Source organism: Roseateles sp. P4_D2 (genome assembly GCF_056401875.1).
Window position 1 is genome coordinate 202,119 of record NZ_JBFUIM010000014.1, and the last position, 26,343, is coordinate 228,461.

Sequence of the window (26,343 nt, forward strand, 5' to 3'; positions counted from 1 at the left end):
GGAGTTCGAATGCCCCTGCCCACTCGCCGCGTGATCGCCGCGGCCGCCCTGTTCGCCGCCCTGCAAGCCCACGCCCAGGATGCCGTCGCGCCGGCCACTCCCGCCGAGGCACCGACGAACTCGGCTATGGACGCGCCGCTGTTCTATCAGCTGCTGATCGGCGAACTCGAGCTGCAGAGCGGCCAGGCCGGTGTCGCCTTCCAGGTGCTGTTGGACGCCGCGCGCCGCACCGGCGACGAGGAGCTGTTCAAGCGCGTCGTCAACATCGCCGTGCAGGCTCGTGCGGGTGACCAGGCCCTGATGGCCGCACGCGCCTGGGCCGAGACCGTGCCAACCTCGGCCGAGGCGCTGCAGAACTGCGTGCAGCTGCTGGCCGTCATGAACAAGCCCGCCGAAGTACCCACGCCGCTGGCGAGTTTGCTGCGCGTTGCGCCCGCTCCGCAGCGCCCCGGGCTCATCCTCGCGCTGCCCCGCCTGTTCCAGCGCTCGCCTGACCCCAAGGCCGTGCTCATGGCCCTGCGCCCGGTGCTGCAGGCCCAGGCCGGCCCGCTCAAGCCCGCCGCGCTCTACACCGAGGCCCGCCTGTCCATCAATGCCGGCGAGAACGCGCGAGCACTTGGGCTGACCCGCGAACTCAACCAGCTCGTGCCCGACAACGACGACGCGATGCAACTGGCCGTCGACCTGATGCCCACGGAGCCTCAGGCCGAAGGGCTGATCACCGCCAGGCTGCAGCAGACGCCCGAGCAGCATGCGCTGCGCCAGGCCTATGCCCGCGCCTTGATCCTGGCCCAGCGCCCGGCCGATGCCGCGCGCGAGTTCCGCCTGCTGACCGAGGCGACACCCGACAACCCCGCCCCCTGGCTGGCCCTGGGCGCCACCGAGCTGGAGCTCAAGCATGCCGCCGCCGCTGAGGCCGCCCTGCGCGAAGCCCTGAAGCGGCTGGACACGCCGGCCTCGGGCACCGATGCCGAGATCAAGGCCCGCGCCGAGGGCCGCCAGCAGGCCTGGCTGATGCTTTCCCAGGCAGCCGAGCAACGCGGCGACCTCAAGGCCGCCGAGGCGGCACTGCAAAAGGTGGACGGCAACGGACTGGAACTGCGCTACCGCCGCGCCAGCCTGCTGGCTCGACAAGGGAAGCTGCCTGAGGCCCGCAAGCTGCTGCAACCGGCGAGCGATGCCAGCGATGCCGAAGCCCGCGCCGCGCTGCTTGCCGAAGCCCAGCTGATGCGCGAGCAGCGCGACTACACGGCCTCACTGGCCGTCCTCAAGACTGCCACGACCCGCTTTCCCGCCGACGCCGATCTCGTCTACGAACAGGCCATGATGACCGAGAAGGCGGGCCGCTTCGATGAAATGGAGAGCCTCTTGCGCCGGGTCATCGAGATCAAACCCGACTATCACCACGCCTACAACGCCCTGGGCTATTCGCTAGCCGAACGCAATCTGCGCCTGCCCGAGGCCAAGGAGCTCATCGAACAGGCGCTGAAGCTGGCGCCGGGCGAGCCCTTTATCGTCGACAGCCTGGGCTGGGTCGAATTCCGCCTGGGCAACCTGCCCGAGGCCGCCAAGCTGCTGCGCCAGGCCCATACCGCCCGCCCCGACGCCGAGATCGCCGCCCACCTCGGCGAGGTGCTGTGGGCCAGCGGCGCCCAGGATGAAGCCCGCCGCGTCTTTGCAGAGGCCGCCCAGCGCGAACCTGGCAACGAGGCCCTGCGCGAGGCACTGGACCGGCTGAAGGTCAAGCCGCGATGAGGCTGGCCGCCCTGCTCCTCGCGCTCGCCATTGCCGGCTGCGCGCAGTTGCCTCAGGCGCCGCCCGCTGGCCAGGAGTCCCGGCTCAGCGGCCGCATCAGCGTGACGGTGGCCGGCGATGCGCACAACCGTGGCACCGGCGGTGCGGCCAGCTTCGAACTGTTCGGCGGCCCGCAGGCTGGGCGGCTGGAGCTGACATCGCCGCTCGGCGCCCTGGTAGCCCGCGCGAACTGGCAGCCCGGCCGCGTCACGCTGCAGACGCCCGGCGACGAGCGCCGCTTCGACGACCTCGACGCATTGACCCGCGAGCTGCTCAGCGAGCCGGTGCCGGTTGCTGCGCTGTTCGACTGGCTGCAAGCCCGACCCTGGCCCGCCGCGCCACACCGCAAGACGACGAGCGGCTTCGAGCAACTGGGCTGGCGCATCGAACCCAAGCTGCCCGCCCTCGTCGCCACGCGCCTGGCCGAACCCACCGTCACGCTGCGCGCCCGGCTGGACAGCGGCGAATGAAGGCGCTGTACGACCTGGCCGCGCCCGCCAAGCTCAACCTCTTTCTGCATGTGGTCGGCAAGCGGCCTGATGGCTACCACCTGCTGCAGTCAGTCTTTGTGCTGCTCGATTGGGCGGACACGCTGCACGTGGAGATTCGCGCAGACGGACGGCTGCATCGCCATGATGTGCTCGCAGGCGCCCTGCCCGCCGATGATCTCTGCCTGCGTGCCGCTCGCCTGCTGCAAACCGAGACTGGCTGCACGCTCGGCGCCGACATCCACCTGGAAAAGCGGCTGCCCGCCGGTGCCGGCATGGGCGGTGGCTCGTCGGATGCGGCAACCACGCTGCTGGCGCTGAACCGGCTCTGGGACCTGCGTCTGCCGCTCGACCGCTTGCTGGCCCTGGGGCTCAAGCTCGGCGCCGACCTGCCCTTCTTCCTCGGCGGCGGCCCGGCCTTCGTCGAAGGCATCGGCGAAATCCTGCATCCACTGACCTTGCCCGAGCAGCGCTTCGCCGTGCTCAAGGGCCCGGCCGGGCTGGCAACCAAGGACATCTTTTCAAGCCAACTCTTGGCAAGGTCTGAAAACCTGGCTATAGTCGCGGGCTTTCCCGCCCTGGCTGGAACTGCAGAAAACTTGGTGAATGGCTTTGGTCACAACGACCTCCAGCCCGCCGCCGAAAGTATCAGCAGTGAAGTGCAAGACGCGGTAGCGTGCATGTCGAAGCAATTCGGCAACGCCCGAATGACGGGCTCAGGCGCTGCAGTGTTTTCAGTACTCGCCGGGAATGGAAAAGATGGCAATGACGACCAGTCCCTGGCGACATTACTGCGGGCCAGACCTGCGGAGTGGACCGGTCGAATCTGCCACAGCCTGGCTCAACACCCGCTCGCGGGCTGGGCCGGCTGACAAAGGTTTATAGGGTTCGGCCGCTCGGCCGGGTCCTGTGTAGGGGAGTCGCCAAGTTGGTCAAGGCATCGGATTTTGATTCCGACATGCGAGGGTTCGAGTCCTTCCTCCCCTGCCAAATGTTTTCCGTACTTCGCTGAACCGGCTGCGCATTCAGCGGGCCACTGACTCAAGGAAGCCCAGTGCTGCTCAACACGGTTCTCTTCACCGGCAACGCGAACCCGGTCCTCTCTCAGGAAATGGCCACCCATCTCGGTCTCGAGCTGGGCAAGGCCGTCGTCGGGCGTTTCTCGGACGGTGAAGTCGCCGTTGAGATCCAGCAGAACGTGCGCGCCCGCGACGTCTTCGTCATCCAGCCCACCTGCGCGCCGACGAACGAGAACCTGATGGAGCTGCTGATCATGGCGGACGCGCTCAAGCGCTCCAGTGCCCGCCGCATCACCGCCGTCATCCCCTACTACGGCTACGCCCGCCAGGACCGCCGCCCGCGCTCCACCCGCGTGCCGATCTCGGCCAAGGTCGTCGCCAACCTGCTGGAAACCGTCGGCGTCGAGCGCGTGCTGACCATGGACCTGCACGCCGACCAGATCCAGGGCTTCTTTGACATCCCGGTCGACAACATCTACGCGTCGCCCGTCCTGCTGTCGGACCTGAAGAGCCGCAACTACAGCGACCTCGTCGTCGTGTCGCCGGACGTCGGCGGCGTGGTGCGTGCCCGCGCCCTGGCCAAACAGCTCGGCTGCGACCTGGCCATCATCGACAAGCGCCGCCCAACCGCCAACGTGTCCGAAGTGATGCACGTCATCGGCGAGATCGACGGCCGCAACTGCGTGATCATGGACGACATGATCGACACCGCCGGCACCCTCGTGAAGGCGGCCGATGTGCTGAAGGCGCGTGGCGCCAAGAGCGTGTTCGCCTATTGCACCCACCCCATCCTGTCGGGCCCGGCCATCGAGCGCATCGCCAGCTCGCAGCTGGACGAAGTCGTCATCACCAACACCATTCCGCTGACCGACGCGGCCAAGGCCTGCAAGAAGATCCGCCAACTGTCGGTGGCCTTCCTGTTCGCCGAGACCATCCGCCGTATTTCCGACGGCGAGTCGGTCACCAGTCTCTTCTCCGAGCAGAACAACAACTTCTGATCGGGGATTTCGCCGCGGTCGCAAGGCCGCATTCCCAACGGCGCCTGGTCGCGGGTGCCGTTTCTCTTTTTGGAGAAAACCATGAAGTTCGTCGCTTTTGAGCGCAAATTGCAGGGGACCGGAGCGAGCCGCCGCCTGCGCGTGGCCGGCAAAGTGCCCGGTATCGTTTTTGGCGCTGGTGAGCCCGTCATGATCGAACTCGATCACAACGCGCTGTTCCACGCCCTCAAGAAGGAAGCCTTCCACAGCTCGCTGCTGGACATGGAACTGGCTGGCGCCACCACGCAAGTGCTGCTGCGCGATTTCCAGATGCACCCGTACAAGCCGCAAGTCCTGCACTGCGACTTCCAACGCGTGGACGCCACGACCAAGATCACGAAGAAGGTGCCGCTGCACTTCATCGGTGAAGACACGTCGCCGGCCGTCAAGACCGACCACTGCACGGTCAACCACGTTGTGACCGAACTGCTGATCACCTGCCTGGCCAAGCAACTGCCCGAGTTCATCGAGGTGGACCTGTCTGGCTTGACCCAGGGTCACTCGCTGCACGTCAACGACATCAAGCTGCCGGAAGGCATCAAGGTCGTGACGCACGGCAAGCCGAACCCCGTCATCGCGACGCCGATCGCGCCGGTTGCTGAAGAAGTCATCGTTGCCGCCGCTCCGGTGGTCGACGACGGCAAGAAGAAGAAGAAGAAGTAATTTCTTCGAGGCTTCAAGCCAAAGACGAGGGGCTCCGCAAGGAGCCCTTTTTCATTGCGCCGGCAGCCGGCCGCCCAGGTTCTTCAGCAGCAGATTGGCCGCCACCAACTGGCGGTTGCGCGCAGACAGCAGGTTGGCTTCGGCCGAGAGCAGCGAACTCTGCGCAGCACTGACGTTCAGGAAGCTGACCGTGCCGGCGCGGTACTGGGCCAGCACGATGTCGAGGTTTCGCTGGGCGGCCTCGAAAGCGTCACGCTGCAGGGCCAGCGCGGCGCCGGATTCGGCGAACTGCACGAGGTTGTCCTCGACCTCCTGGAAGGCTGTCAGCACCGCCTGCCGGTAGTTGGCGGTGGCAGCATCGGCCGAGGCGCGCGCCTGGGCCGACGCCAGCTTGCGCTGACCACCGTCAAAGATCGGCTGCGCCACGGCCGCACCGATGCTCCACAGCAGATTGGGCGCCGAGATCAGGTTGGACCAGGACGAGCCGCGGTAGCCTGCGCTGGCCGACAGGTCGATGGACGGGAAAAAGGCCGCATCGGCGATGCCGATCTGCGCATACGCCGCCGTCTGGCGGGCGCGCGCGGCGGCGATGTCGGGGCGCTGGGCCAGCATCGTCGACGGCACCAGGTCGGGTACCGGCGGCAGCTCGGGCAGGCGAGAGCTGGGCAGCAGCTGGAACTGCCCCGGCAGCTTGCCGACCTGGGTGGCGATGGCGTGCTCAAGTTGCGCGCGCTCGGTGCGCATGTCGCTGAGCTGCGACTGCACGCTACGCAGCTGGGTGCGCGCCTGCAGCACATCGGTCTGCGCGACGACGCCGCCGGCATAGCGGGCCTCGGTCAACTCCAGCGCGCGCTGGTTGGCGGTCACGGTGCGCTCCAGCAGCGCCTGCTGCGCCTCGGCGGTGCGCAACGCGAAATAGCTTTGCGTCAGCGTCGCCTGCGCCGACAGGCGCAGCGCGGCCAGATCGGCTTGGCTGGCCTGGTAGTTCGCGCCGGCGGCCTTGACGCCTTCGGCGAGGCGCCCCCAGAGATCGATCTCCCAGGCCGCGTTGGCCGTCAGCGAGTTGTTGGTCGACACGGTGCGCTGGCCGTTGCCGTTCTCGGCCGTGGCGGATCGGGTGCTGCCCGCGCCAACGGACAACGTGGGGAAAATGGCCGAGCGGCTGGCTGCAAGCACCGCGCGGGCCGATGCAACCTGGGCCAGGGCCGCGGCAAGGTTCTGGTTGCCGACGACGAGGTCGGCTTGCAGGCTGTCCAGCACCGGATCTTTGAACATCGTCCACCAGGCCTCGGGCACGGCGACCTCGGGCGCCACGCGCCGCCATTCGGTCGAGCCCGTGAAGTGCTCGGGCGGCGGGGCTTCAGCAGGCGGGTGCTGCGAGGTCACGGCGCAGCCGGCAAGCAGCAGGGCGATGGTCAAGGGAGCAAGGGCAGTCTTCAGCATGGCTTAGGTCGCGGTCTGGATGACAGCTGCACGAGCAGGCGCGCGCTTCTTGCGGCTCAGCCTGTCCATGCAGCAGAACACGACGGGCGTGGTGTAGAGGGTCAGCAGCTGGCTCAGCAGCAGGCCGCCGACGATGGAGATGCCCAGCGGCACGCGCAGCTCAGCGCCTTCGCCATGGCCCAGGGCCAGCGGCACGGCGCCGAAGACAGCGGCCACCGTCGTCATCAGGATGGGCCGCAGCCGCAGCAGCGCCGCGCGGTAGATGGCAGCACCTGGCGACAGCCGGCTGCCGCGCTCCTCGGCCGCATGCTGGGCCGAGATGGCGAAGTCCAGCATCATGATGGCGTTCTTCTTGACGATGCCGATCAGCAGGATGACGCCGATCAACGCAATGATGGTGAAGTCGGTCTTGAAGGCCATCAGCGCGAGCAATGCGCCGACGCCCGCCGAGGGCAGCGTCGACAGGATGGTGATCGGGTGGATGAGGCTCTCGTAGAGCATGCCCAGCACCAGGTAGATGGTCACGATGGCCGCGAGGATGAGCAGGGGCTGGGACTTGAGGGACGCCTGGAAGGCCTGGGCCGTGCCCTGGAAGCTGCCGCGCACCGACACCGGCGCGCCGCTGCCCGCCACGGCGTCATTGATGGCGACGACCGCATCCGACATCGACACGCCCTCGGCCAGGTTGAAGCTGATGGTGCTGGCCGGCGTGCCGCTCTGGTGGTTGACGGACAGCGGCGTGTTGGTCGTCTCGACGCGCGCCACCGCCGACAGCGGCACCTGCTGGCCGGCGCTGCTGGTCAGCATCAGCCGGTCCAGGGTCTGCGGACTTTGCAGCCAGACGGGCGCCAGCTCCATGACGACGCGGTACTGGTTCAGCGGGTTGTAGATGACGCCGACCTGGCGCTGGCCGAAGGCGTTGTTCAACGTGCTGTCGAAGCCGCCCATCGTGATGCCGAGCCGTGCCAGCGCGTCACGGTCGACGACGAGGGACGTCTGCGTGCCCTTGTCCTGCTGGTCGGTATTGACGTCGGTGATCTCCGGCACCTCGGTCAGCGCGCGGCGGATGCGCGGCTCCCAGGTGCGCAGGTCTTCCAGGCTGTCCGACTGCAGCGTGTACTGCAGCGAGGCGTTGGCCTGGCGGCCGCCGATGCGGATGTCCTGCACGGGCGCCATGAAGAGATTGGCGCCGGGCACCTTGGCCAGCTTGCCGCGCAGCCGGTTGATGACGGCGTCGATGCTCTCCTCACGCTCGGCCTGGGGCTTCAGGCTGATGAACATGTTGGCGCTGTTGCGCTGGCCACCACCGGTGAAACCGGTGACGTTGGCCACGGCCGGGTCGGCGCGCACGATGTCATGGAAGGTGCGCAGCTTGAGCTGCATGGACTGGAAGGAGGAGGCCTGGTCGGCCTGTACGCCGCCAGTCATCAACCCGGTGTCCTGCTGCGGGAAGAAGCCCTTGGGGATGGTCATGTAGAGATGCACGTTCAGCGCGACGACGCCGGCCAGCACCAGCAGCGCGACGGGCTGGTGGCGCAGCGTCCAGCGCAGGCTGCGGCGGTAGCCGCGCATCAATGCGCGTTGCAGGCGTCCGAGAAATTGGCCGACGCGGCCGGCCTTCTTCGCCTCGGCATGGGGCTTGAGCAAGGTCGCGGCCATCATCGGCGTGGTGGTCAGCGACACGACCATGGACACCAGGATGGCCACCGACAGCACGACGGCGAACTCGCGGAACAGCCGCCCGACGATGCCACCCATGGCCAGGATGGGGATGAAGACGGCAATCAGGCTCAGCGAGATGGAAACGACGGTGAAGCCGATCTCGCGCGCGCCTTTCAGCGCCGCCTCGCGCGGCGGCACGCCGCGCTCGATGTGGCGCGAGATGTTCTCCAGCACGACGATGGCGTCGTCGACGACGAAACCGGTCGCCACCGTCATCGCCATCAGCGACAGGTTGTCGATGCTGTAGCCCAGCAGATACATGAAGCCGCAAGTGCCGGCCAGCGATACCGGCACGGCCACCGCCGGCAGCAGCGCCGCACGGAAGCGGCGCAGGAAGATGAAGACGACGACGATGACCAGGCCGAAGGAGATGGCCAGCGTGCGTTGCACCTCCTTGATGCTGCCGCGGATGGTGGACGTGCGGTCCATGACCACGTCGACATTGATGGCCGGCGAGATCGAGGCGCGCAGCTGCGGCAGCAGGGCCCGCACGGTGTCGACGGTCTTGATGATGTTGGCGCTGGGCGCCTTGTTCAGGATCAGCAGCACGGCCGAGCGGCCGTTGGCCAGGCCGTCGTTGCGCAGGTCCTGCACGCTGTCCTCGATGGAGGCCACATCACGCAGCTGCACGGCGGCGCCGTTCTTGTAGCTCAGCACCAGGGGTGCGTAGTCGCTGGCGAGCCGGGCCTGGTCGTTGGCGATGATCTGCCAGGTGCGGTCGCCGCTCTCCAGCTGACCCTTGGGCCGGTTGGCATTGGTGGCGACGACGGCCGCCCTCACTTGGTCCAGCGAGATGCCCTGGGCCGACAGCTTGTTCGGGTCCAGCTCGATGCGCACCGCCGGCAGCGCACCGCCGCCGACGCTGACCTGGCCGACGCCGTCGACCTGCGACAAGCGCTGCGCCAGCACGGTGGAGGCGGCGTCGTACATCTGCCCGCGCGTCAGCGTGTCGGACGTCAGCGCGACGATCATGATGGGCGCGTCGGCCGGGTTGACCTTGCGGTAGCTCGGGTTGCTCGGCATGCCCGTGGGCAGCAGGGCGCGCGAGGCATTGATTCCGGCCTGCACGTCGCGGGCGGCGCTGTCGATGTCGCGGCTCAGGTCGAACTGCAGCGTGACGCGGCTGCTGCCGAGCGACGAGGACGAGGTGATCTCGGTAACGCCGGCGATGCTGCCGAGCGTCCGCTCCAGCGGCGTGGCCACGGTCGCGGCCATCGTGTCGGGGCTGGCGCCGGGCAGGGAAGCGCTGACCGAGATGGTCGGGAACTCGACCTGCGGCAGCGGCGCGATGGGCAGCAGCAGGTAGGCGATGGCCCCCGCCAGCGCCAGGCCGCAAGTGATCAGCGCCGTGCCGATGGGGCGCTCGATGAAGACGCGCGACAGGTTCACGCCACGGCCTCCTTCGCCTGGCCGCGGCGCTTGAGGCGCGCGGCCACCGATGCGAAGCCCAGATAGATGACCGGCGTCGTGAACAGCGTCAGCAGCTGGCTGACGATGAGGCCGCCGACCATGACGACGCCCAGCGGGTGGCGCAGCTCGCTGCCCACGCCGGTGCCGAGCATCAGCGGCAGCGCGCCCAGCAGGGCCGCCATCGTCGTCATCAGGATGGGCCGGAAACGCAGCAGGCAGGCCTCGAAGATGGCGTCGCGCGGCGTCTTGCCATGATCGCGTTCGGCCTCCAAGGCGAAGTCGATCATCATGATCGCGTTCTTCTTGACGATGCCGATCAAGAGCACGATGCCGATGATGGCGATGATGTCCAGGTCGAGGCGGAAGGCCAGCAGGGCCAGCAGCGCACCCAGGCCGGCGGAGGGCAGCGTCGACAGGATGGTCAGCGGGTGGATGGTGCTCTCGTAGAGCACGCCCAGCACGATGTACATCGTCACGATAGCCGCGAGGATGAGCAGCAGCGTGCTCGTGAGGGACGCCTGGAAGGCCAGGGCCGCACCCTCGAATCGCGTCTCGACGCTGAGCGGCAGCTGCAACGCATCGACCTCGGCGCGGACCGCCTTGACCGCTTCGCCGAGCGAGGCGCCAGGCGCGAGGTTGAAAGACAGGGTCGACGACGGGAACTGCGCCACATGGTTGACGGCCAGCGGCGCCAGCTTCTCGCTGAAGCGCGCCACCGAGCTGAGCGGCACTTGCACGCCACCCGCGCCGGGCACATAGAGGCGCTTCAGGCCGTCCAGGCCCTGGCGGTATTCGGGCGCCACTTCCAGCACGACGCGGTACTGGTTGCTCTGCGTGAAGATGGTCGAGATCAACCGCTGGCCGAAGGCGCTGTACAGCGCACTGTCGATGGCCGCGACGCTGACGCCCAGCCGGCCGGCCGCGTCGCGGTCGATGTCGACATAGGCTTGGAGGCCCTTTTCCTGCTGGTCGCTGGCCACATCGACGATCTGCTTCAGGCCACGCAGCCGCTCCAGCACGGCCGTCGTCGAACGGCTCAACTCGGCGGAGTCCGGCGAAGACAGCGTGAACTGGTACTGCGTCTTGGCGATGCGGTCCTCGATGGTCAGGTCCTGCACGGGCTGCAGATACAGCGCAATGCCGGGCTCCTCGGCGGCCGCGTCCGCAATGCGTCGCGCCACCTCGGCGGCGCTGGCGCCGCGGCCCTCCTTGGCCTTGAGCGAAATCTGCAGCCGGCCCTGGTTCAGCGTCGTGTTGCCACCGTCCACGCCGATGAAGGACGACACGCTCTCCACCGCCGGGTCCTTCAGCACGCGTTCGGCCAGGCGCTGCTGGTGCTCGGCCATGGCGCCAAAGGAGGTGGACTGCGCCGCCTCGGTGATGCCCTGCAGCTGGCCGGTGTCCTGCACCGGGAAGAAGCCCTTGGGCACGAGCAGATAGAGCACGCCGGTCAGGCCCAGCGTGGCGATGAAGACGACCAGCGTCGCCGCCGAGCGGTCCAGCACCCAGTTCAACATGCGGCCATAGCCGGCAATGATGTCGTCGAAGGCCTTGCCCACGCGGCGCCACAGCCAGCCGTGGTCTTCGTCGTGCTCGTGCTTGAGCAGGCGCGCGCACATCATGGGCGTCAACGTCAGCGACACGAAGGCCGAGATCAGGATGGACACGGCCAGCGTGATGGCGAACTCGTGGAAGAGGCGGCCGACCACGTCGCCCATGAAGAGCAGCGGGATCAGCACGGCGATCAGCGAGACCGTCAGCGAGATGATGGTGAAGCCGATCTGCTTGGAGCCAGTCAGGGCTGCGTCGTATGGGCTGACGGCTTCACCGCCCTCCTCCATATGCCGCGCAATGTTCTCAATCATGACGATGGCGTCGTCCACCACGAAGCCCGTGGAGATCACCAACGCCATCAGCGTCAGGTTGTTGATCGAGAACCCCGCCATGTACATGACGCCGAAGGTGCCCACCAGGGACACCGGCACGGCGACGGCCGGGATGATGGTGGCCGGCAGGCTGCGCAGGAAGACGAAGATGACGCCGATGACCAGCACGATGGCGAAAAGCAGCTCATGCTGCACATCGGTCACCGAGGCGCGGATGGTGGTCGTGCGGTCGCTGAGCAGTTGCACGTCGAGCGACGCCGGCAGGCTGGCCTGCAGCTGGGGCAGCACGGCGCGCACGCGGTCCACGGTCTCGATGACGTTGGCGCCGGGCTGGCGCTGCACGTTCAGGATGACGGCCGACACGCTGGACTTGCTGGCCTGGCCGGCCCAGGCGGCCAGGCGCAGGTTCTCGGCGTCGTCCACCAGCTGGGCCACATCCTTGAGCCGCACCGCATTGCCGTTCTTGTAGGCGATGACGAGGTTGGCGTATTCAGACGCGCTGCGCAGCTGATCGTTGGCGTCCAGCGTCGAGGCGCGCAGCGGGCCGTCGAAGCTTCCCTTGGACTGGTTGACGTTGGCGCCCGAGATGGCCGTGCGCACATCGTCGATGGACAGGCCGAGCGAGGCCAGCGCGCCCGGATTGGCCTGGATGCGCACGGCCGGCCGCCGCCCGCCCGCGATGCCCACCAGGCCCACGCCCGGCACTTGCGAGATCTTCTGCGCCAGGCGGCTCTCGACGAGATCGTGCACGCGCGTGATGGGCAGGGTCGCGGAACTGATGGCGATGGTCAGCACCGGCGCATCGGCCGGGTTGACCTTGCTGTAGACCGGCGGCATCGGCAGGTCGCTGGGCAGCAGGTTGCTGCCGGCATTGATGGCCGCCTGCACCTCCTGCTCGGCCACGTCCAGGGCCAGGCTGAGCTCGAAGCGCAGCGTGATGACCGAGGCCCCGCCCGAGCTGGTGGACGACATCTGCGCCAGGCCCGGCATCTGGCCGAACTGGCGCTCCAGCGGGGCGGTGACCGAGGACGTCATCACGTCCGGGCTGGCGCCGGGGTAGAGCGTCGTGACCTGGATGGTCGGGTAGTCGACCTCGGGCAGGGCCGACACCGGCAGCAGCCGGTAGGCCAGCGCGCCGGCCAGCACGATGGCCAGCATCAGCAGCGAGGTCGCGACCGGCCGCGCGATGAAAAGGCGTGACGGGTTCATCGGAAGCTGTGAATGGACTCCGCGCGGCCGAGCAGGCCGTCGCGGCGTCGCCAATCAAGGCGCAAAGCACAGCCGTAGCAGGGGCTACGGCGAGCATTTGCAACGCCGAGTGGCGGCGTTGCGGCGGGATGAGCGGGCGTGCGGGGTGCGTTCACAGCTTCCTCACTGGGAAGGAGCCGAGGCGCGGTGCTGCTGGATCCAGGTGCGGCGGTCCTCCGGGCTCATGGCCTTGAGCTTCTCGACCATCTCGGGCGGCACGCGGTCTGCCCAGCGCGGGCGCTCGCCGTCAGCGGCACTGGCGCTGGTGCTGGCCGCAGTTGCATTGCCACCCGCGCCGCTTGCTGCGCTTGCTGCGCTGGCCGCACCGGCGCCAGCACCACGCCCACGACCGCGGCCACCCGGGCCGGAAGCCCCAGCGGCCGGCACCTTGATGACCTCGGCCTTGCCGCCATCACGCAGGCGGTCGGCGCCGTCGGTGACAACCTGGTCGCCCTCCTTCAGATCGCCCTGCACGGCGGTGAAATCGCCGTCGGTGGCCAGGGTCTGCACCTTGCGCAGCGCCACCTGGCCGTCGGTCACGACGTAGATATAGATGCCCTGCGAGCCACGCTGCACGGCCGCCGTCGGCACGACGAGGACGCCCTTCAGCGTGTCCAGCTGCAGGCGCACATTGACGAACTGGTTGGGGAAGAGACCGCCGTCCTTGTTGTCGAACAGGGCCTTGACCTTGATGGTGCCGGTGGTGGCGTCGATGGCGTTGTCGGTGCTGGCAACGCGGCCTTCGGCCAGCTTGGTGCGGCGCTCGCGGTCCCAGGCCTGCACAGGCAAGGCCTGCTTGTCGCCCAGCTGCTGGCGGATGCGAGGCAGGCGCGCGTCCGGCACGGCGAAGACGACTGCGGCCGGCTGGATCTGGGCGATGGTCAGCAGGCCGTTGGCGTCGCCGGGCGTGATGTTGTTGCCGAGGTCGGCCTGCTTCAGGCCCACCTGGCCGGCGATGGGCGCGGTGACGCGGGTGTAGGACAGCTGCAGCTTGGCGTTGTCCACCGCCGCCTGGTCCGACAGCAGGGTGGCTTCCAACTGGCGCACGAGGGCCTGCTGGGTGTCGAGCTGCTGGCGCGGCGCGGCCTCCTTGGCGACGAGGTCCCTGTAGCGGGCAAGGTCGGCGCGGGCGTTTTCCAGCTGGGCCTGATCGCGGGCCAGCGTGGCCAGGGCCTGGTCGCGGGCGATCTCGTAGGGCTTGGGGTCGATCAACGCCAGCACCTGGCCAGCTTTCACAGGCTGGCCCTCGTGGAAATAGATGGCCTTCAGCTCGCCGCTGACCTTGGCGTGCACCACAGCAGTGTTGGCCGAGGCGATGCTGCCAATGGCGTCGACGACGACGGCCATGTCGCGCTTTTGCACGGCGGCCACCGTGACCGGCTGCGGCCCGCTGCGGCCGAAGCGCCCGCCCGCGGGCCGGCCCGACCCGCCGGCACCGGATGCAGCGGACGCCGCACCTGCCGGCCCGTCAGCGCCGCCTTCGCTGCCCCGGCCCTTCCACCACCACGCCGCGCCCGCGATGACGATGACGACTACCGCGACCCAGATCCAGGTTTTGCTGCCCTTGGATTCCTTGTTCTGCATTCGGTCCACTCCTGGTTGCAGCCAAGTTTCCCGGCCGAATGTAGCTGCAGCATTGCTGGGTCTCAAAGCTACGATCATGGTCATGATCAAGCTGATGGTGGGCCTGGGCAATCCAGGTGCCGAGTACGAAGACACGCGCCACAACGCCGGTTTCTGGTGGATTGACGGCCTGGCCCGCGGGCTCAAGGTGAGCCTGGCGCCCGACAAGGCCTATCACGGCCTAGTGGCCCGCGTGAACCAGGCGCCGGGCGCCAGCGGTCCCATCTGGCTGCTGGAGCCCATGACCTATATGAACCTGTCCGGCAAGTCGGTCGCGGCGCTGGCGCGCTTCTTCAAGATCGCGCCGGAAGAGATCCTGGCCATCCACGACGAGCTGGACCTGTCGCCCGGCGAGATGAAGTTCAAGAAGGGCGGCGGCGACGGCGGCCACAACGGCCTGAAGGACATGCGGGCTCAGCTTGGCAGCGGGGACTTCTGGCGGCTGCGGCTGGGCATCGGCCACCCGGGCCACAAGGATGAGGTGGCCGGCTATGTGCTGCGCAAGCCGCCGCTGGCCGAGCGCCAGGCGGTGGAGGACTGCATCGAGAAGAGCTACGGCGCCGTCGAGCTGATGTTGCGCGGCGACATGGACAAGGCGCTGGCCAAAATTCACGCCAAACCGCCGCGGCCCAAGCCGCCCAAACCCCAGCCGCCAGTAGACACTCCGGCCTCATGAAGCCTCTGCTGCTGATTCTGGCCCTCGCACTCGCACTGCCTGTTCTGGCGCAGACCCAGACGCGCCGCGCCCAGGTCTACCGCTGCGGCCTCGACGGTCGCGACCTGCGCGACTCGCCCTGCCCCGGTGGCAGCGCGGCCAGCAGCGTCGACTACGACCAGCCCAGCGCCGCCGACAGCAAGGCGGCGCGCGACCGCCACTTCGCGGACTCCCGGCAGGCTGCGGTCCTGGCCCAGTCTCGCCGCGCCAGCGAGGCTGAAGCCCGCCACCTGCGCGCTCAGGCAGTCGGCTTGCAGGCGCCGCCACCGCCCGCCCAGGCTGCCAGCGCCCCACAAGTCACCCATCTGAAGCCGCCGAAGACGGCCAAACCGCACAAGCCCTCCACCGCCGCCAGCGGCCATCGATAGAATCCGCGCCGTTGGTGCTCGCGCCCGCCTTCACGGCGGCTGCAGTTCAACGGGAATCAGGAGGACGAGCGGTCACGCCGCAGATCTAACCTGAGCTGTCCCCGCAACGGTAAGTGGACGAGGCCTAGGCGCCTCACTGTTCGACCACATAGCCACTGGTGCGTGCACCGGGAAGGCGTCGAGCAGGACTCAAGTCCATCAGCCCGGATACCGGCCAACGACGGGGCCGCCTCGCGCACTTGCGCGGCGGCCGTTTTTCAGCCTTGCTGCGGGGGTCAGCACGGCTGGGTGTTCGTTCGCGTCTCCTCTCATGTCTCATTCCCTCCTCGCGGCCCGTCGGTCGCTGCTCGCCCTGGCCGTGCTGGCCCTGGCTTCGTCCGCCCACGCCCAGAACAAGCTCGACACCGTCGTCACCACCGCAGCGCGCACGCCGCAGCGCCTGTCGGAGGTGCTGGCCGACCTGACCGTCATCACCCGCGCCGACATCGAGCGCCAGGCCGCCGCCAGCGTGGCCGACCTGCTGCGCAACAACGGCTGTGCCGAGATGGTCCGCAACGGCGGTGCGGCGTCCACGACCAGCCTCTTCCTGCGCGGCGCCGATACGCGCCACACCCTGGTTCTCGTCGACGGCGTGCGCATGGACTCGCAGTCCACCGGCGGCGCCAGCTGGCAGGGCATCCCGGTTTCGCAGGTCGAGCGCGTGGAAGTGCTGAAGGGCCCGGCCAGCGCCATCTATGGCTCGGATGCCGTCGGCGGCGTCGTGCAGATCTTCACCCGTAAAGCAGGAGGGAATGGCGGCGGCAAGATCAGCGCCGATTTCGGCGTGGGCCTGGGCACCCAGGGCACGATGAAGGCCGACGGCGGCCTGTTCGGCAGCCAAGGCATCATCGACTTCGCCTTCACCGGCGCCATCGAGGAGAGCGACGGCTTCAACTCCACCACCACCGACAGCGCCTTCAGCTATGTCCCTGACCGCGACGGCTGGCACAAATACCAGGGCACCACGCGCATCGGCGCCCAGCTGGCCGAAGGCCATCGCGCCGAACTCATCGTCATCAGGAACCACATCAACGGCCAGTACGACGCCGACAGGTCCAAGCCGCTGGTGGACGACCACACGGTGCAGGACACCGATGCCACCCGCCTGGCCTGGACGGCACAATGGGCGCCGGCCGTGCAGACGCAGCTGAGCTATGGCGAATCGCGCGACCGTTACCAGACCGACCCCTCGCCCTATCTGACCATCACCAAGGTCAAGAACCTGGCGCTGACCGGCTCCTACCAGCTCGGCCTGGGCCAGCAGATCAACTTCCTGGGCGAGCGCATCGAGGACCAACTCGAGAACAGCGGCCTCCTCACCGCCGGCGTCGGCAAGCGCCACCGCAATGCCATCGGCGCGGGCTATCTGCTCAACGCCGGTGCCTTCAGCCTGCAGGCCCATGCCCGCCATGACGACGACAGCCAGTTCGGCAGCGCCGACACTGGCACTTTGCTGGCCGGCTACGAGATCGTCAGCGGCCTGCGCGTCGTCGGCTCCATCGGCAACGCCTTCCGCGCGCCAACCCTCTACCAGCAAGGCACGGTCTACGGCCCCGACCTCAGCAAGCCCGGCGCCAAGCCGCTGGAGGCCGAGCGCGGCCGCAATGTCGAGCTGGGCCTGAAGTACGGCAGCGGCGACACGGAGCTGAGCGCCACGGCCTACCGCAACCGCGTCAGCAACCTGATCATCTTTGGCGAGGCTGGCACCTGCAACTACCAGTACGGCTGCTACAAGAATGTGGCGAGTGCCCGCCTGCGCGGCGTGACCCTGGCCGGCAACACCAAGGCCGGCCCGGTCAGCCTGCGCGCGACGATGGACTTCCAGACGCCCATTGACGCCAGCACCGGCCGGCTGCTGGCCCGCCGCGCCAAGCGCCTGGCCACGCTCGGTGCCGACACCGAGCTGGGCGACTGGGTGCTGGGCAGCAGCGTGCAGGCCTCCGGCGCGCGCTGGGACAACGCCGCCAACACGCGCAAGCTGGGCGGCTATGGCCTGGTCAACTTCAACGCGCAGTACAAGATCCGCAAGGATCTCAAGCTGCAGCTGAACCTGGACAACGCCTTCGACCGCGAGACGTCGACGGCCTATGGCTATGCGTCGGCGCCGCGCACGGCGCTGATCAGCCTGCGCTGGAGCCCCACCCTCTAAGCTCGCGCTGATGAGCACATACGAACTCATCGTCGGCGGCCAGCGCAGCGGCAAGTCGCGCCGGGCCGAGAAGCTGGCTCTGGGCTGGCCCGGCCGCGTGGTGGTCATCGCCACCGCGCTGGCGGCTGACGACGAGATGCGTGAGCGCATCACCCATCACCGTGCCTCACGGCCGGCAGGTTTCGAGACTGTCGAAGCCCCGCTGGCCTTGAGCGCGGCCCTTCAACAGGTCGACGACGCCAACACCCTGGTCGTTGTCGATTGCCTGACGCTGTGGCTGGTGAACTGGCTGATGCCGATGAGCGGCGCGCCCGATGCGGCCGGCTGGCAGGCCGAGCGCACCGCGCTGCTGGATCTGCTGCCACGCTTGAAGTCGCCCGTCGTCTTCGTCTCCAACGAGGTCGGCTGGGGCGTGTCGCCGCTGGGTCGAGAGGTGCGCGACTACATCGACGAGCTTGGCCGCCTGAACCAGGACGTCGCGCGCCTGTGCGGCCGATTGACACTGATGGTCGCGGGCCAGGCCTGGACACGACCCGTCGAGGATTCGAACCATGCGTAGATTGCTTGCCCTGCTGCTGTTGGCCATTGCGCTGCCGGTTGCTGCCATCGACATCAAGGACGACCTCGGCCAGGTGACGCAGATCAGCACGCCGCCGCAGCGCATCGTCAGCCTGCTGCCCTCGCTGACCGAGACCGTCTGCGAACTCGGTGCCTGCGCCCGGCTGGTCGGCGTCGACCGCTATTCCAACTTCCCCGCCTCAGTGAACGCCCTGCCCAAGGTCGGCGGCATGGAAGACACCAATGTCGAGCTGATCGCGTCGCTCAAGCCCGATGTCGTGCTGGTGGCCGTGTCCTCGCGCGTGGCCGAGCGGCTGCGCGCCTTGGGCCTCAAGGTCGTCGTTCTGGAGCCGCGCAGCTACAAGGACGTTCAGCGCGTGCTGAACATCATCGGCCAGGTGCTCGGCGTGCCTGACGCCCAGCGCGTCTGGCGCCATATCGAGGCCGGCGTCGCCGCGGCGGCCAGCAGCGTGCCAGCGTCGGCGCGGGGCGTGCGCGTCTACTTCGAGGTCGCCCCCGGCATCTGGGCCGCCGGCGAGTCCTCCTTCATGGGCGAGACGTTGACCAAGCTCGGCGCCGGCAACATCATCCCGGCGTCGCTCGGCCCCTTCCCCAAGATCAACCCCGAGTTCGTCGTCAAGGCCAACCCGGCCTTGATCATGATCGGCCAGCGCGGCTCCGAAGGCCTGACCCAGCGCCCCGGCTGGGACCGCATCGACGCCGTCAAGCGCGGCCGCATCTGCATCTTCAAGCCCGAGGAGGGCGACATCCTCACCCGCCCGGGGCCGCGCATGGCCGAGGCGGCGCAGATCATGGCCCGCTGCCTGCGCGAGAAGGGCGCCTCGTGATGAACATCCGCCCCGGGCTGCTGCTGACGCTGCTGCTGCTCGTTGGTGCCGGCGGCGTGCTGGGGGGCGTGCTGGTCGGCAGCACCGGCTGGGCTGACCTCGGCGACGACAGCATGGGCATCATCCTGTGGGAGATCCGCCTGCCGCGCTCGTTGGGCGCCTGGTGGGCCGGCGCCCTGCTCGGCATGGCCGGTGCGATGTCGCAAGGCCTGTTCCGCAACCCGCTGGCCGATCCCTATCTGCTGGGCAGCGCCTCGGGCGCCGGCCTGGCGGTGGCCATCGCGCTGGCGCTGACCGGCATCTCGCCCCAGACCTCGTCGCTGCTGGCCCATGTGGGACTGACCGGCATCGCCTTCGTCGGCACGCTGGTTGGCGTGGGCCTGACGCTGATCCTGGCGCGCGGCGTCGAGCAGACGCTGCGCCTCTTGCTGGCCGGCGTCGTCGTCGGCGTCGTGCTGAATGCGCTCACGGGCCTGGCCACGCTGTGGGCGCCTGACATCCTGCGCGCCATGCAGGCCTTCCTGCTCGGCAACACCGGCCTGCTGGGCTGGAGCAGCGTCACGGTGATGACCGCCAGTGGCATCGCGGCCCTCGTCATCGGCCTGCTGGCCAGCCCGGCCCTGGATGCGCTGACGCTGGGGGAGGCCACCGCCGCGTCGCTGGGCGTGCGCATGGGCCTGATGCGGCTGCTGCTTATCCTGGCCTTTGCGCTGGCCACGGGTGCTGCCGTCGCGCAGACCGGCATCGTCGCCTTCGTCGGCCTGGTCGCACCCCACCTCGTGCGCAGCCTCTGCCCCATGCTTCACGGCCGGCTGATCCTGATGTCGGCCGCGGCCGGCGGCGCCCTGCTGCTGGTGGCCGATGTGATCGCACGCGGGTTGATGCGACCGCAGGAGCTGCCTGTCGGTCTCGTCACCGCGCTGCTGGGCGGCGTCTATCTTCTTGTGCTGATGCATAGACGCGAAGCGCCCAAGCGATGAATGCCCTGCACGCCCGCATCGCCCGCGTCCGCATCGACGGCCGCGACCTGATCAGCGACATCGATCTTGCCTTGCCCCAGGGCCGTTGGACGGCCATCGTCGGCCCCAACGGCGCCGGCAAGTCGACGCTGCTGCGCGCCATCGCCGGCCTGCAGCGTTGTGAAGGCAATGTGCTGCTCGGCGGCAAGCCGCTCAATGACTGGCCGTCCCGCGAGCGCGCCCGCCAACTGGCCTGGATGGGCCAGCAGGAGACCGGCGCCGACGACCTGACGGCCCAGGACGTCGTGCAGCTCGGCCGCCTGCCGCACCGGCCGTGGCTGGCGCCGCCCACCGCGGCAGACCATGTCGCCGTGCAGACCGCGATGGAATCCACGCAGAGCTGGGCCTGGCGCGAGCGCCGGCTGGGGTCTCTGTCGGGCGGCGAGCGCCAGCGTGTGCTGCTGGCCCGGGCCCTCGCGGTGCAGGCGCCGCTGACCTTGATGGACGAACCCCTGGCCCACCTCGACCCGCCCCACCAGGCCGAATGGATGGCCCTGGTGCGTGAGCGCGTCGCCGCCGGCCACAGCGTCGTCAGCGTTCTGCACGAGCTGCATCTCGCGCTGCAGGCCGACCATCTCGTGCTGATGGCCGATGGCCGCATCGTGCACACCGGCGCACCGGCCGATGCAGCCACGCATGCGGCGCTGAAACGCGTCTTCGGTCCCCGCCTGCACATCGCACAGATCGAGGGCCGCTGGGTCGCCCTGCCTTTATGACCTCTTGCGCCGCCCTCTTCATCAGCGCCCCGTCCTCGGGATCGGGCAAGACCTGCGTCACTGCGGCGATTGCGCGCAGCCATGCACGGCGCGGCAAGCGCGTGCGCGTCTTCAAGACCGGGCCGGACTTCCTTGACCCCAGCATCCTCGAGCGCGCCAGCGGCCGCCCGGTCTACCAGCTCGACCTCTTCATGGGCGGCTTCGCCCACTGCCAGGCCCTGCTGGCCGAGGCCGCGCGCGAGGCTGACCTCATCCTCGTCGAAGGCGTCATGGGCCTGTTCGACGGCAACCCGAGCAGCGCCGACCTGGCCGTCGCCTTCGGGCTGCCCGTCGTCTGCGTCATCGACGCTTCGGCCATGGCCCAGACCTTCGCGGCGCTGGCGACGGGACTGCAGCGCTTCAGGCCCGAACTGCACCACTGCGGCGTCATCGCCAACCGCATCGGCAGCGCGGCGCATGGGCGCATGCTCAGCGAAGGCCTGCCGGACGACCTGCCGCTGATTGCCGCGCTGCCGCGCGAGCCCAAGCTCATCCTGCCTGAGCGCCATCTCGGCCTCGTGCAGGCGCTTGAGCAGCCGAGGCTGGATACACAGCTCGATGCCTGGGCCGATGCCTGGGAAGCCGGGCTGCGGCCTGGCTTGGCCTTCAAGCCCCAGGCCTTTGAGGCGAACACTGAGCCGCCGCTGCCACCGCTGCTCCAGGGCCGCCGCATTGCCATCGCCCGCGACGCCGCCTTCGGCTTCATCTACGCAGCCAATGTCGACCTGCTCCGCGCCCTGGGTGCCGAGCTGGCCTTCTTCTCGCCCATCCGCCATGAGGCCCTGCCGGTTTGCGATGCGCTGTGGCTGCCCGGCGGCTACCCCGAGTTGCATGTCGAGGCGCTGGGTGCCCACCCCACGCTGGCCGCAGCCCTGGCCGGCCATGTCGCCGCAGGTAAACCGCTGCTCGCCGAATGCGGCGGCATGCTGGCCCTGCTGGACTCACTGACCGACGCGGCCGGTGATACTCACCGCATGGTCGGCGTCATGCCCGGCCGCGCCCATGTGCAGCACCGCCTCGCGGCTCTGGGCCTGCAGGCCATCGCCTGGCCCGAAGGCCCGTTGCGCGGCCACAGCTATCACTACTCGACGCTGGAGACGCCGCTGGCGCCGATCGCCACCGCCAGCAACCCCAACGGCGGCAACACCGCCGAGGCCCTCTACCAGCAGGGCTCGCTGCGGGCGAGCTATGTGCACCACTACTTCCCGTCCAACCCGGAGGCCATAGCGGCTTTCTTCAGGGGCTGACCCATGGAAATCGAACAACCTCCCGTCGACCGCGAACGCGTCATCCCCAGCGGCGAGCGCCGTGGCCTGGTGATCGTCCACACCGGCGACGGCAAGGGCAAGAGCACCGCCGCCTTTGGCCTCGCACTGCGCGCGCATGGCCGCGGCAAACCGGTGCGCATCTACCAGTTCATGAAGGTACCCAGCGCCCGCTTCGGCGAGCACCGCGTGTTCGAGCAACTGGGCGTGCCGATCGAAGGCCTGGGCGACGGCTTCTCTTGGAAGAGCAAGGACCTGGAGCACTCCGCCGAACTCGCCCGCGAGGGCTGGGGCCGCGCCGAATCGGTCATCCGTGCGGGCGACCATTTCCTCGTCGTGCTGGACGAGATCATGTACCCGCTGCGCTACGGCTGGCTGGCGCTGGAGACGGTGCTGGCCTGCCTGCGCGAGCGCCCGCCGCATGTGCACGTCGTGCTGACGGGGCGTGGCGCGCCGGCCGAACTGATCGAGCTGGCCGACACGGTCACCGAGATGGCGATGATCAAGCACCACTACAAGGCGGGCGTGCCGGCGCAGCGGGGGATCGAGGATTGAGCGCCCTCATCATCTGCACCACCTGCGCCGATGGCCAGGGCCAGGCTCTGCTGGAAGCCGTCGAGAACGAGGCGCTGGCGCGCGACTGGCCACTGCCCGTTCGGGGACAAGCCTGCATGGCTGCCTGCAAGCAGAGCTGCACGGCGGCCCTGCAAGGCCCTGGCAAGCACAGCTATCTGTTCGGGCAGCTCGCGCCCGACGCCGCCAGCGTCGACGCGCTGCTGTCGGTGGCCGCCCAACATTCGGAGCCGGGTGACGGCCTGCTGGCCTGGGACCGCCGGCCTGATCGACTCAAGGGCGGCCTGGTGGCCCGCCTGCCACCGCTGGGCGTATGAACCTGCTGCTGCCGCTGGCCATGATGGTGGCCCTGCTGGTGGATCGCCTGGGCGAGCCGCCGAGCTGGGCCCATCCTGTCGTCGGCATGGGGCGCTATCTTGGCCTGTTCAAGCTGACGAAGCTACCGCCAGCCGTCGGCTTCATCGCCGGCGCGCTGGCCTGGCTCGTCGGCGCCGCGATCGTCGCTTTCATCGCGCTGTGGCTGGAGGGCTGGGTGCTGCTCCTGCTGCAGCCTTGGCATTCACCGCTGCGCCTCGTTGGCGCTGCCTTGGCTGTCGGCCTGCTGCTCAAGCCACTGCTGGCTTGGCGCATGCTGGCCGAGGAGGTGCTGGCCGTGGAAGCTGCATTGAATGAATCGCTGGAAGCTGGACGCGCGCGGCTGTCGCGCCTGGTCAGTCGCGACACGTCGGCCTTGACCGAGACCGAGGTGCGCGAAGCGGCCATCGAGACACTGGCCGAGAACCTCAATGACTCGGTCATCGCGCCGCTGTTCTGGTTTGCCATCGCCGGCCTGCCGGGCGCGGCCATCTACCGCTTTGCGAACACGGCGGACGCGATGTGGGGCTACCGCGACGCGCGCGAATGGTGCGGCAAATGGGCGGCGCGGGCCGACGACCTGCTGTCATGGCTGCCGGCCCGGCTGACGGCGCTGGTACTGATGCCGCCCTCCTTCGCCCGGCTGCCACGCGAGGCCCGGCGCACGCCGTCGCCCAACAGCGGCTGGCCCATGGCGGCGATGGCACTGCGGCTGGGCCGGCGGCTGTCCAAGCCCGGCGTCTATGCATTGAATGCCGAAGGGAGCCCCGTGCAGGCCGGCGATGTGCACGCTGCCCGCGCCGTCGCCCAGCAGGCCGTCTTTGCCGGTGCCGTGCTGCTTGCCGCGCTCGCCTGGGCGTTGAGGGCATGAACGCGCCTATGCTGCCCGAGCATGGGGGACCGGATGAGGGTCCGCCAGCAGCACACGACTTCTCGACCAATGCCAGCCCGCTGGGCCCGCCGCCGACGCTGATGAACGCCGTGCAAGCCGCCGACCGTCAGGCCTACCCCGACCCGAACTACCGCACGCTGCGCCGCCATCTCGGTGACGCGGACCTGGTCCTGCCCACGGCCGGTGGCGCAGAGGGCATTCGCCGGCTGACGCTGGCGGCGATGTTGACGGGTCGCCGCGAGGTCTGGGTGCCGCAACCCGGCTTTGGCGACTACGCCCTCGCCGCCCAGGCGTTGGGCCTGCCGGTGAAGCCCTATGCCGCGCCCGCCGACATCCGACCGACGGCACCGGCCCTGGTCTGGATCTGCGAGCCCTGCAACCCGACGGGTGCCACGGTGGCGTCATGGCCCCGGCTCGACGCTCTTGTCGTGATCGACCGCGCCTACGAGCCGCTGCGCCTTCACGGCGACAGCCCTGCCCTGCCGCCCGGAGCCTGGCAGCTCATCTGCCCCAACAAGGCCCTGGGCCTGACCGGCGTACGCGCGGGCTATCTCATCGCGCCAGCCGCCGACCCGGTCTGGTCCCGTGCGTTGTCGCTGGCGCCGAGCTGGGTGCTGTCGGCCGAGGGCGTGGCCATGCTGATGCACTGGCACAGCGACGACACGCAAGCGTGGCTGGCCAAGGCCCGCAATCAGCTGCGTGAATGGACGGCACAGCAGCGCAAGATGCTGGCTGGCCTGGACTGGCTGCAGCGACCCAGTTGCACCCACTTCTGGCTGGCTCGCCCACCGCGATCTGACATCGCGACCCGGCTGCGCGAACGCAGCATCCGCGTGCGCGACGCAAACAGTTTCGGCCTGCCCGGTTGGGTGCGCGTGTCGGCCCAACCTCCCGCCTCGCAGCAGGCGCTGCAGCAGGCCCTGCTTGAAATCGAAAGCGAAGACTCATGAGTGCAGCGCCGGGCCGTCCCAAGCAAACTCGCTCCCGCTCGGCGGGACAGGCCGTAGGCCGAAGGGTGCATCAATGATCAGTAAAGCAGTGATGGTGCTCGGCACGACGAGCGGCGCGGGCAAGAGCTGGCTGGCCACGGCCCTGTGCCGCTGGTATGCCCGCCAGGGGCTCAAGGTCGCGCCCTTCAAGGCGCAGAACATGAGCAACAACGCGCGCGTCGTGCCCGGCTTGAACGGCCTGATGGGCGAGATCGGCTCAGCGCAGTACTTCCAGGCCCTGGCCGCCAACCGCGTGCCCGAGGTGCGCATGAATCCGGTGCTGCTCAAACCCGAGGCGGATACGCAGAGCCAGGTCGTCGTGCTTGGCGAAGTGGACCCGGCCATGGCCACCATACCCTGGCGCGAACGCAGCGCGCTGCTGAAGCCCCGCGCCCGCGCGGCCCTGCACGAGCTGATGCGGGAGAACGATGTCGTCGTCATCGAAGGCGCGGGCTCGCCGGCGGAGATCAACCTGGCGCCCAGCGACTACGTCAACCTCGGCACCGCGCGCGACGCCAACGCCGCCTGCCTGATCGTCACCGACATCGACCGCGGCGGCGCCTTCGCCCACCTGTACGGCACCCACCAGTTGATGCCCGATGACGTGCGCGCCCAGGTGCGTGGCTTCGTGCTGAACCGCTTCCGCGGCGACGCCGGCCTGCTGTCGCCCGGGCCCGAGCAGCTCGAGCACCTGACCGGCGTGCCCACCATCGCCACGCTGCCGATGTGGCGCGGCCACGGCCTGCCCGAGGAGGACGGCGTCTTCGATGAGACGACGACCGGCAGCGGCCTGCGCATCGCCGTCATCGCCTACCCGCGCATCTCCAACCTCGACGAATTCCAGCCGCTGCGCCAACTGCCCGGCGTGCGCCTGAGCTGGGCGCGCGAGCCCAAGGATCTGGCCGGCGTGGACTGGATCATCCTGCCCGGCTCCAAGTCCACCGCCGCCGACCTCGCCTGGCTGCGCGCGCAAAAGCTCGACGCCGCCATCAACAGCCACCGCGGCCGCGTGCTCGGCATCTGCGGCGGCCTGCAGATGCTGGGCGAGGCGCTGATCGACCCGCATGGCCTGGACGGCAATGCGCCGGGCCTGGGCCTGCTGCCGCTGGTGACCGTCTTCGAGCCCGAGAAGCTGCTGCGCAGCGCGGAGTTCAGCTTCTCCACGTCGCTGGACGGCGGCTGGCAGGCCCTGGCCGGTGTGCAGGCCAGTGGCTACGAGATCCGCCACGGCCGCACCCAGCCTCACGCCGGCCTGCCGCCGCCGCGCGTGGCGCTGCGCAATGCCGCCGGCGAGGCTGTGGGCTGGCAGGCCGGCCAGGTGCTGGGCGTCTACGCCCACGGCCTGTTCGAGCAGCCGGCCGTGCTCAAGGCCCTGTTCGGCCAGGCTGGCCGGTCGCTGGATGCCGTCTTTGATGGGCTGGCAGACTTCATCGACCTGCACTTTCAACCGGGCAAGATTGCGGGCTTGATCGGCTGACGAATTTCC

22 protein-coding genes, 1 tRNA gene and 1 riboswitch are annotated in these 26,343 nt (G+C 68.9%); of the genes, 19 read left to right on the plus strand and 4 right to left on the minus strand.

Features of this window, described 5'->3' with window-relative positions:
• Positions 1-9: 9 nt before the first annotated feature.
• The 6 genes from AC1DW0_RS23595 (at position 10) to AC1DW0_RS23620 (ending at position 5,001) form a co-directional block, all read left to right on the plus strand.
• Positions 10-1,755 (plus strand): tetratricopeptide repeat protein, encoded by a 1,746-nt coding sequence (locus AC1DW0_RS23595; RefSeq protein ID WP_477948328.1) that lies wholly within the window; start codon positions 10-12, stop codon positions 1,753-1,755.
• Positions 1,752-2,264 (plus strand): outer membrane lipoprotein LolB, encoded by a 513-nt coding sequence (locus AC1DW0_RS23600; RefSeq protein ID WP_477948330.1) that lies wholly within the window; start codon positions 1,752-1,754, stop codon positions 2,262-2,264. The genes AC1DW0_RS23595 and AC1DW0_RS23600 overlap by 4 nt, the downstream gene beginning before the upstream one ends.
• Positions 2,261-3,154 (plus strand): 4-(cytidine 5'-diphospho)-2-C-methyl-D-erythritol kinase, encoded by an 894-nt coding sequence (gene ispE / locus AC1DW0_RS23605; RefSeq protein ID WP_477948332.1) that lies wholly within the window; start codon positions 2,261-2,263, stop codon positions 3,152-3,154. The genes AC1DW0_RS23600 and ispE overlap by 4 nt, the downstream gene beginning before the upstream one ends.
• A gap of 41 nt (positions 3,155-3,195) precedes the next feature.
• A tRNA-Gln gene (locus AC1DW0_RS23610) sits at positions 3,196-3,272 on the plus strand.
• Positions 3,273-3,336: 64 nt separating this feature from the next.
• Positions 3,337-4,299 (plus strand): ribose-phosphate pyrophosphokinase, encoded by a 963-nt coding sequence (locus AC1DW0_RS23615; RefSeq protein WP_056193791.1) that lies wholly within the window; start codon positions 3,337-3,339, stop codon positions 4,297-4,299.
• Positions 4,300-4,380: 81 nt separating this feature from the next.
• Positions 4,381-5,001 (plus strand): 50S ribosomal protein L25/general stress protein Ctc, encoded by a 621-nt coding sequence (locus AC1DW0_RS23620; RefSeq protein ID WP_056193788.1) that lies wholly within the window; start codon positions 4,381-4,383, stop codon positions 4,999-5,001.
• A gap of 51 nt (positions 5,002-5,052) precedes the next feature.
• On the opposite strand, the gene AC1DW0_RS23625 is transcribed toward AC1DW0_RS23620, so the two are convergent.
• The 4 genes from AC1DW0_RS23625 to AC1DW0_RS23640 all read right to left on the minus strand — a co-directional run bounded on the left by AC1DW0_RS23625 (position 5,053) and on the right by AC1DW0_RS23640 (position 14,294).
• Positions 5,053-6,444, minus strand: coding sequence for an efflux transporter outer membrane subunit (locus AC1DW0_RS23625; RefSeq protein ID WP_477948334.1), 1,392 nt, complete (start codon positions 6,442-6,444; stop codon positions 5,053-5,055).
• A gap of 3 nt (positions 6,445-6,447) precedes the next feature.
• The gene (locus AC1DW0_RS23630; RefSeq protein WP_477948336.1) at positions 6,448-9,555 is read right to left on the minus strand and encodes a multidrug efflux RND transporter permease subunit; all 3,108 of its coding nucleotides are present in this window, start codon (positions 9,553-9,555) and stop codon (positions 6,448-6,450) included.
• Complete coding sequence (locus AC1DW0_RS23635) at positions 9,552-12,671, minus strand: MdtB/MuxB family multidrug efflux RND transporter permease subunit (protein WP_457443727.1); 3,120 nt, start codon at positions 12,669-12,671, stop codon at positions 9,552-9,554. Before AC1DW0_RS23635 ends, AC1DW0_RS23630 begins: the two co-directional genes overlap by 4 nt.
• Before the next feature lie 162 nt (positions 12,672-12,833).
• Positions 12,834-14,294: an MdtA/MuxA family multidrug efflux RND transporter periplasmic adaptor subunit gene (locus AC1DW0_RS23640; protein ID WP_477948338.1), complete on the minus strand. Its 1,461-nt coding sequence runs from the start codon at positions 14,292-14,294 to the stop codon at positions 12,834-12,836.
• 82 nt (positions 14,295-14,376) lie between these two features.
• On the opposite strand from AC1DW0_RS23640, the gene pth reads away from it, so the two are divergent.
• From pth to AC1DW0_RS23705, 13 genes are all read left to right on the plus strand, one after another.
• Positions 14,377-15,009, plus strand: a complete 633-nt coding sequence (gene pth / locus AC1DW0_RS23645; protein WP_056193984.1) for an aminoacyl-tRNA hydrolase — start codon at positions 14,377-14,379, stop codon at positions 15,007-15,009.
• Positions 15,006-15,416, plus strand: a complete 411-nt coding sequence (locus AC1DW0_RS23650) for a hypothetical protein (protein ID WP_457390352.1) — start codon at positions 15,006-15,008, stop codon at positions 15,414-15,416. The genes pth and AC1DW0_RS23650 overlap by 4 nt, the downstream gene beginning before the upstream one ends.
• Positions 15,412-15,649, plus strand: a riboswitch (cobalamin riboswitch). Its footprint overlaps the gene before it by 5 nt.
• Before the next feature lie 77 nt (positions 15,650-15,726).
• A complete protein-coding gene (locus tag AC1DW0_RS23655) occupies positions 15,727-17,604 on the plus strand; it encodes a TonB-dependent receptor domain-containing protein (RefSeq protein WP_477948341.1) in 1,878 nt (625 codons plus the stop codon).
• 10 nt (positions 17,605-17,614) lie between these two features.
• Positions 17,615-18,163 (plus strand): bifunctional adenosylcobinamide kinase/adenosylcobinamide-phosphate guanylyltransferase, encoded by a 549-nt coding sequence (cobU, locus tag AC1DW0_RS23660; RefSeq protein ID WP_477948343.1) that lies wholly within the window; start codon positions 17,615-17,617, stop codon positions 18,161-18,163.
• Positions 18,156-19,010 carry an ABC transporter substrate-binding protein gene (locus tag AC1DW0_RS23665; RefSeq protein ID WP_056193767.1) on the plus strand — a complete coding sequence of 285 codons (855 nt, stop codon included), beginning with the start codon at positions 18,156-18,158 and terminating at the stop codon, positions 19,008-19,010. The genes cobU and AC1DW0_RS23665 overlap by 8 nt, the downstream gene beginning before the upstream one ends.
• Positions 19,010-19,990: a FecCD family ABC transporter permease gene (locus tag AC1DW0_RS23670; RefSeq protein ID WP_477948346.1), complete on the plus strand. Its 981-nt coding sequence runs from the start codon at positions 19,010-19,012 to the stop codon at positions 19,988-19,990. The genes AC1DW0_RS23665 and AC1DW0_RS23670 overlap by 1 nt, the downstream gene beginning before the upstream one ends.
• Positions 19,987-20,745 (plus strand): ABC transporter ATP-binding protein, encoded by a 759-nt coding sequence (locus AC1DW0_RS23675; protein ID WP_056193763.1) that lies wholly within the window; start codon positions 19,987-19,989, stop codon positions 20,743-20,745. The genes AC1DW0_RS23670 and AC1DW0_RS23675 overlap by 4 nt, the downstream gene beginning before the upstream one ends.
• Positions 20,742-22,031 (plus strand): cobyrinate a,c-diamide synthase, encoded by a 1,290-nt coding sequence (locus AC1DW0_RS23680; protein WP_477948348.1) that lies wholly within the window; start codon positions 20,742-20,744, stop codon positions 22,029-22,031. Before AC1DW0_RS23675 ends, AC1DW0_RS23680 begins: the two co-directional genes overlap by 4 nt.
• Positions 22,032-22,034: 3 nt before the next feature.
• On the plus strand, positions 22,035-22,604 hold the full coding sequence (gene cobO, locus AC1DW0_RS23685; protein WP_056193756.1) for a cob(I)yrinic acid a,c-diamide adenosyltransferase: 570 nt from the start codon (positions 22,035-22,037) through the stop codon (positions 22,602-22,604).
• Positions 22,601-22,939 (plus strand): DUF1636 family protein, encoded by a 339-nt coding sequence (locus tag AC1DW0_RS23690; RefSeq protein WP_477948351.1) that lies wholly within the window; start codon positions 22,601-22,603, stop codon positions 22,937-22,939. The genes cobO and AC1DW0_RS23690 overlap by 4 nt, the downstream gene beginning before the upstream one ends.
• Positions 22,936-23,847: an adenosylcobinamide-phosphate synthase CbiB gene (cbiB, locus tag AC1DW0_RS23695; RefSeq protein ID WP_477948353.1), complete on the plus strand. Its 912-nt coding sequence runs from the start codon at positions 22,936-22,938 to the stop codon at positions 23,845-23,847. The genes AC1DW0_RS23690 and cbiB overlap by 4 nt, the downstream gene beginning before the upstream one ends.
• Positions 23,844-24,818, plus strand: a complete 975-nt coding sequence (locus tag AC1DW0_RS23700; RefSeq protein WP_477948355.1) for a pyridoxal phosphate-dependent aminotransferase — start codon at positions 23,844-23,846, stop codon at positions 24,816-24,818. Before cbiB ends, AC1DW0_RS23700 begins: the two co-directional genes overlap by 4 nt.
• Positions 24,819-24,891: 73 nt before the next feature.
• Complete coding sequence (locus AC1DW0_RS23705) at positions 24,892-26,334, plus strand: cobyric acid synthase (RefSeq protein WP_477856009.1); 1,443 nt, start codon at positions 24,892-24,894, stop codon at positions 26,332-26,334.
• Positions 26,335-26,343: the final 9 nt, after the last annotated feature.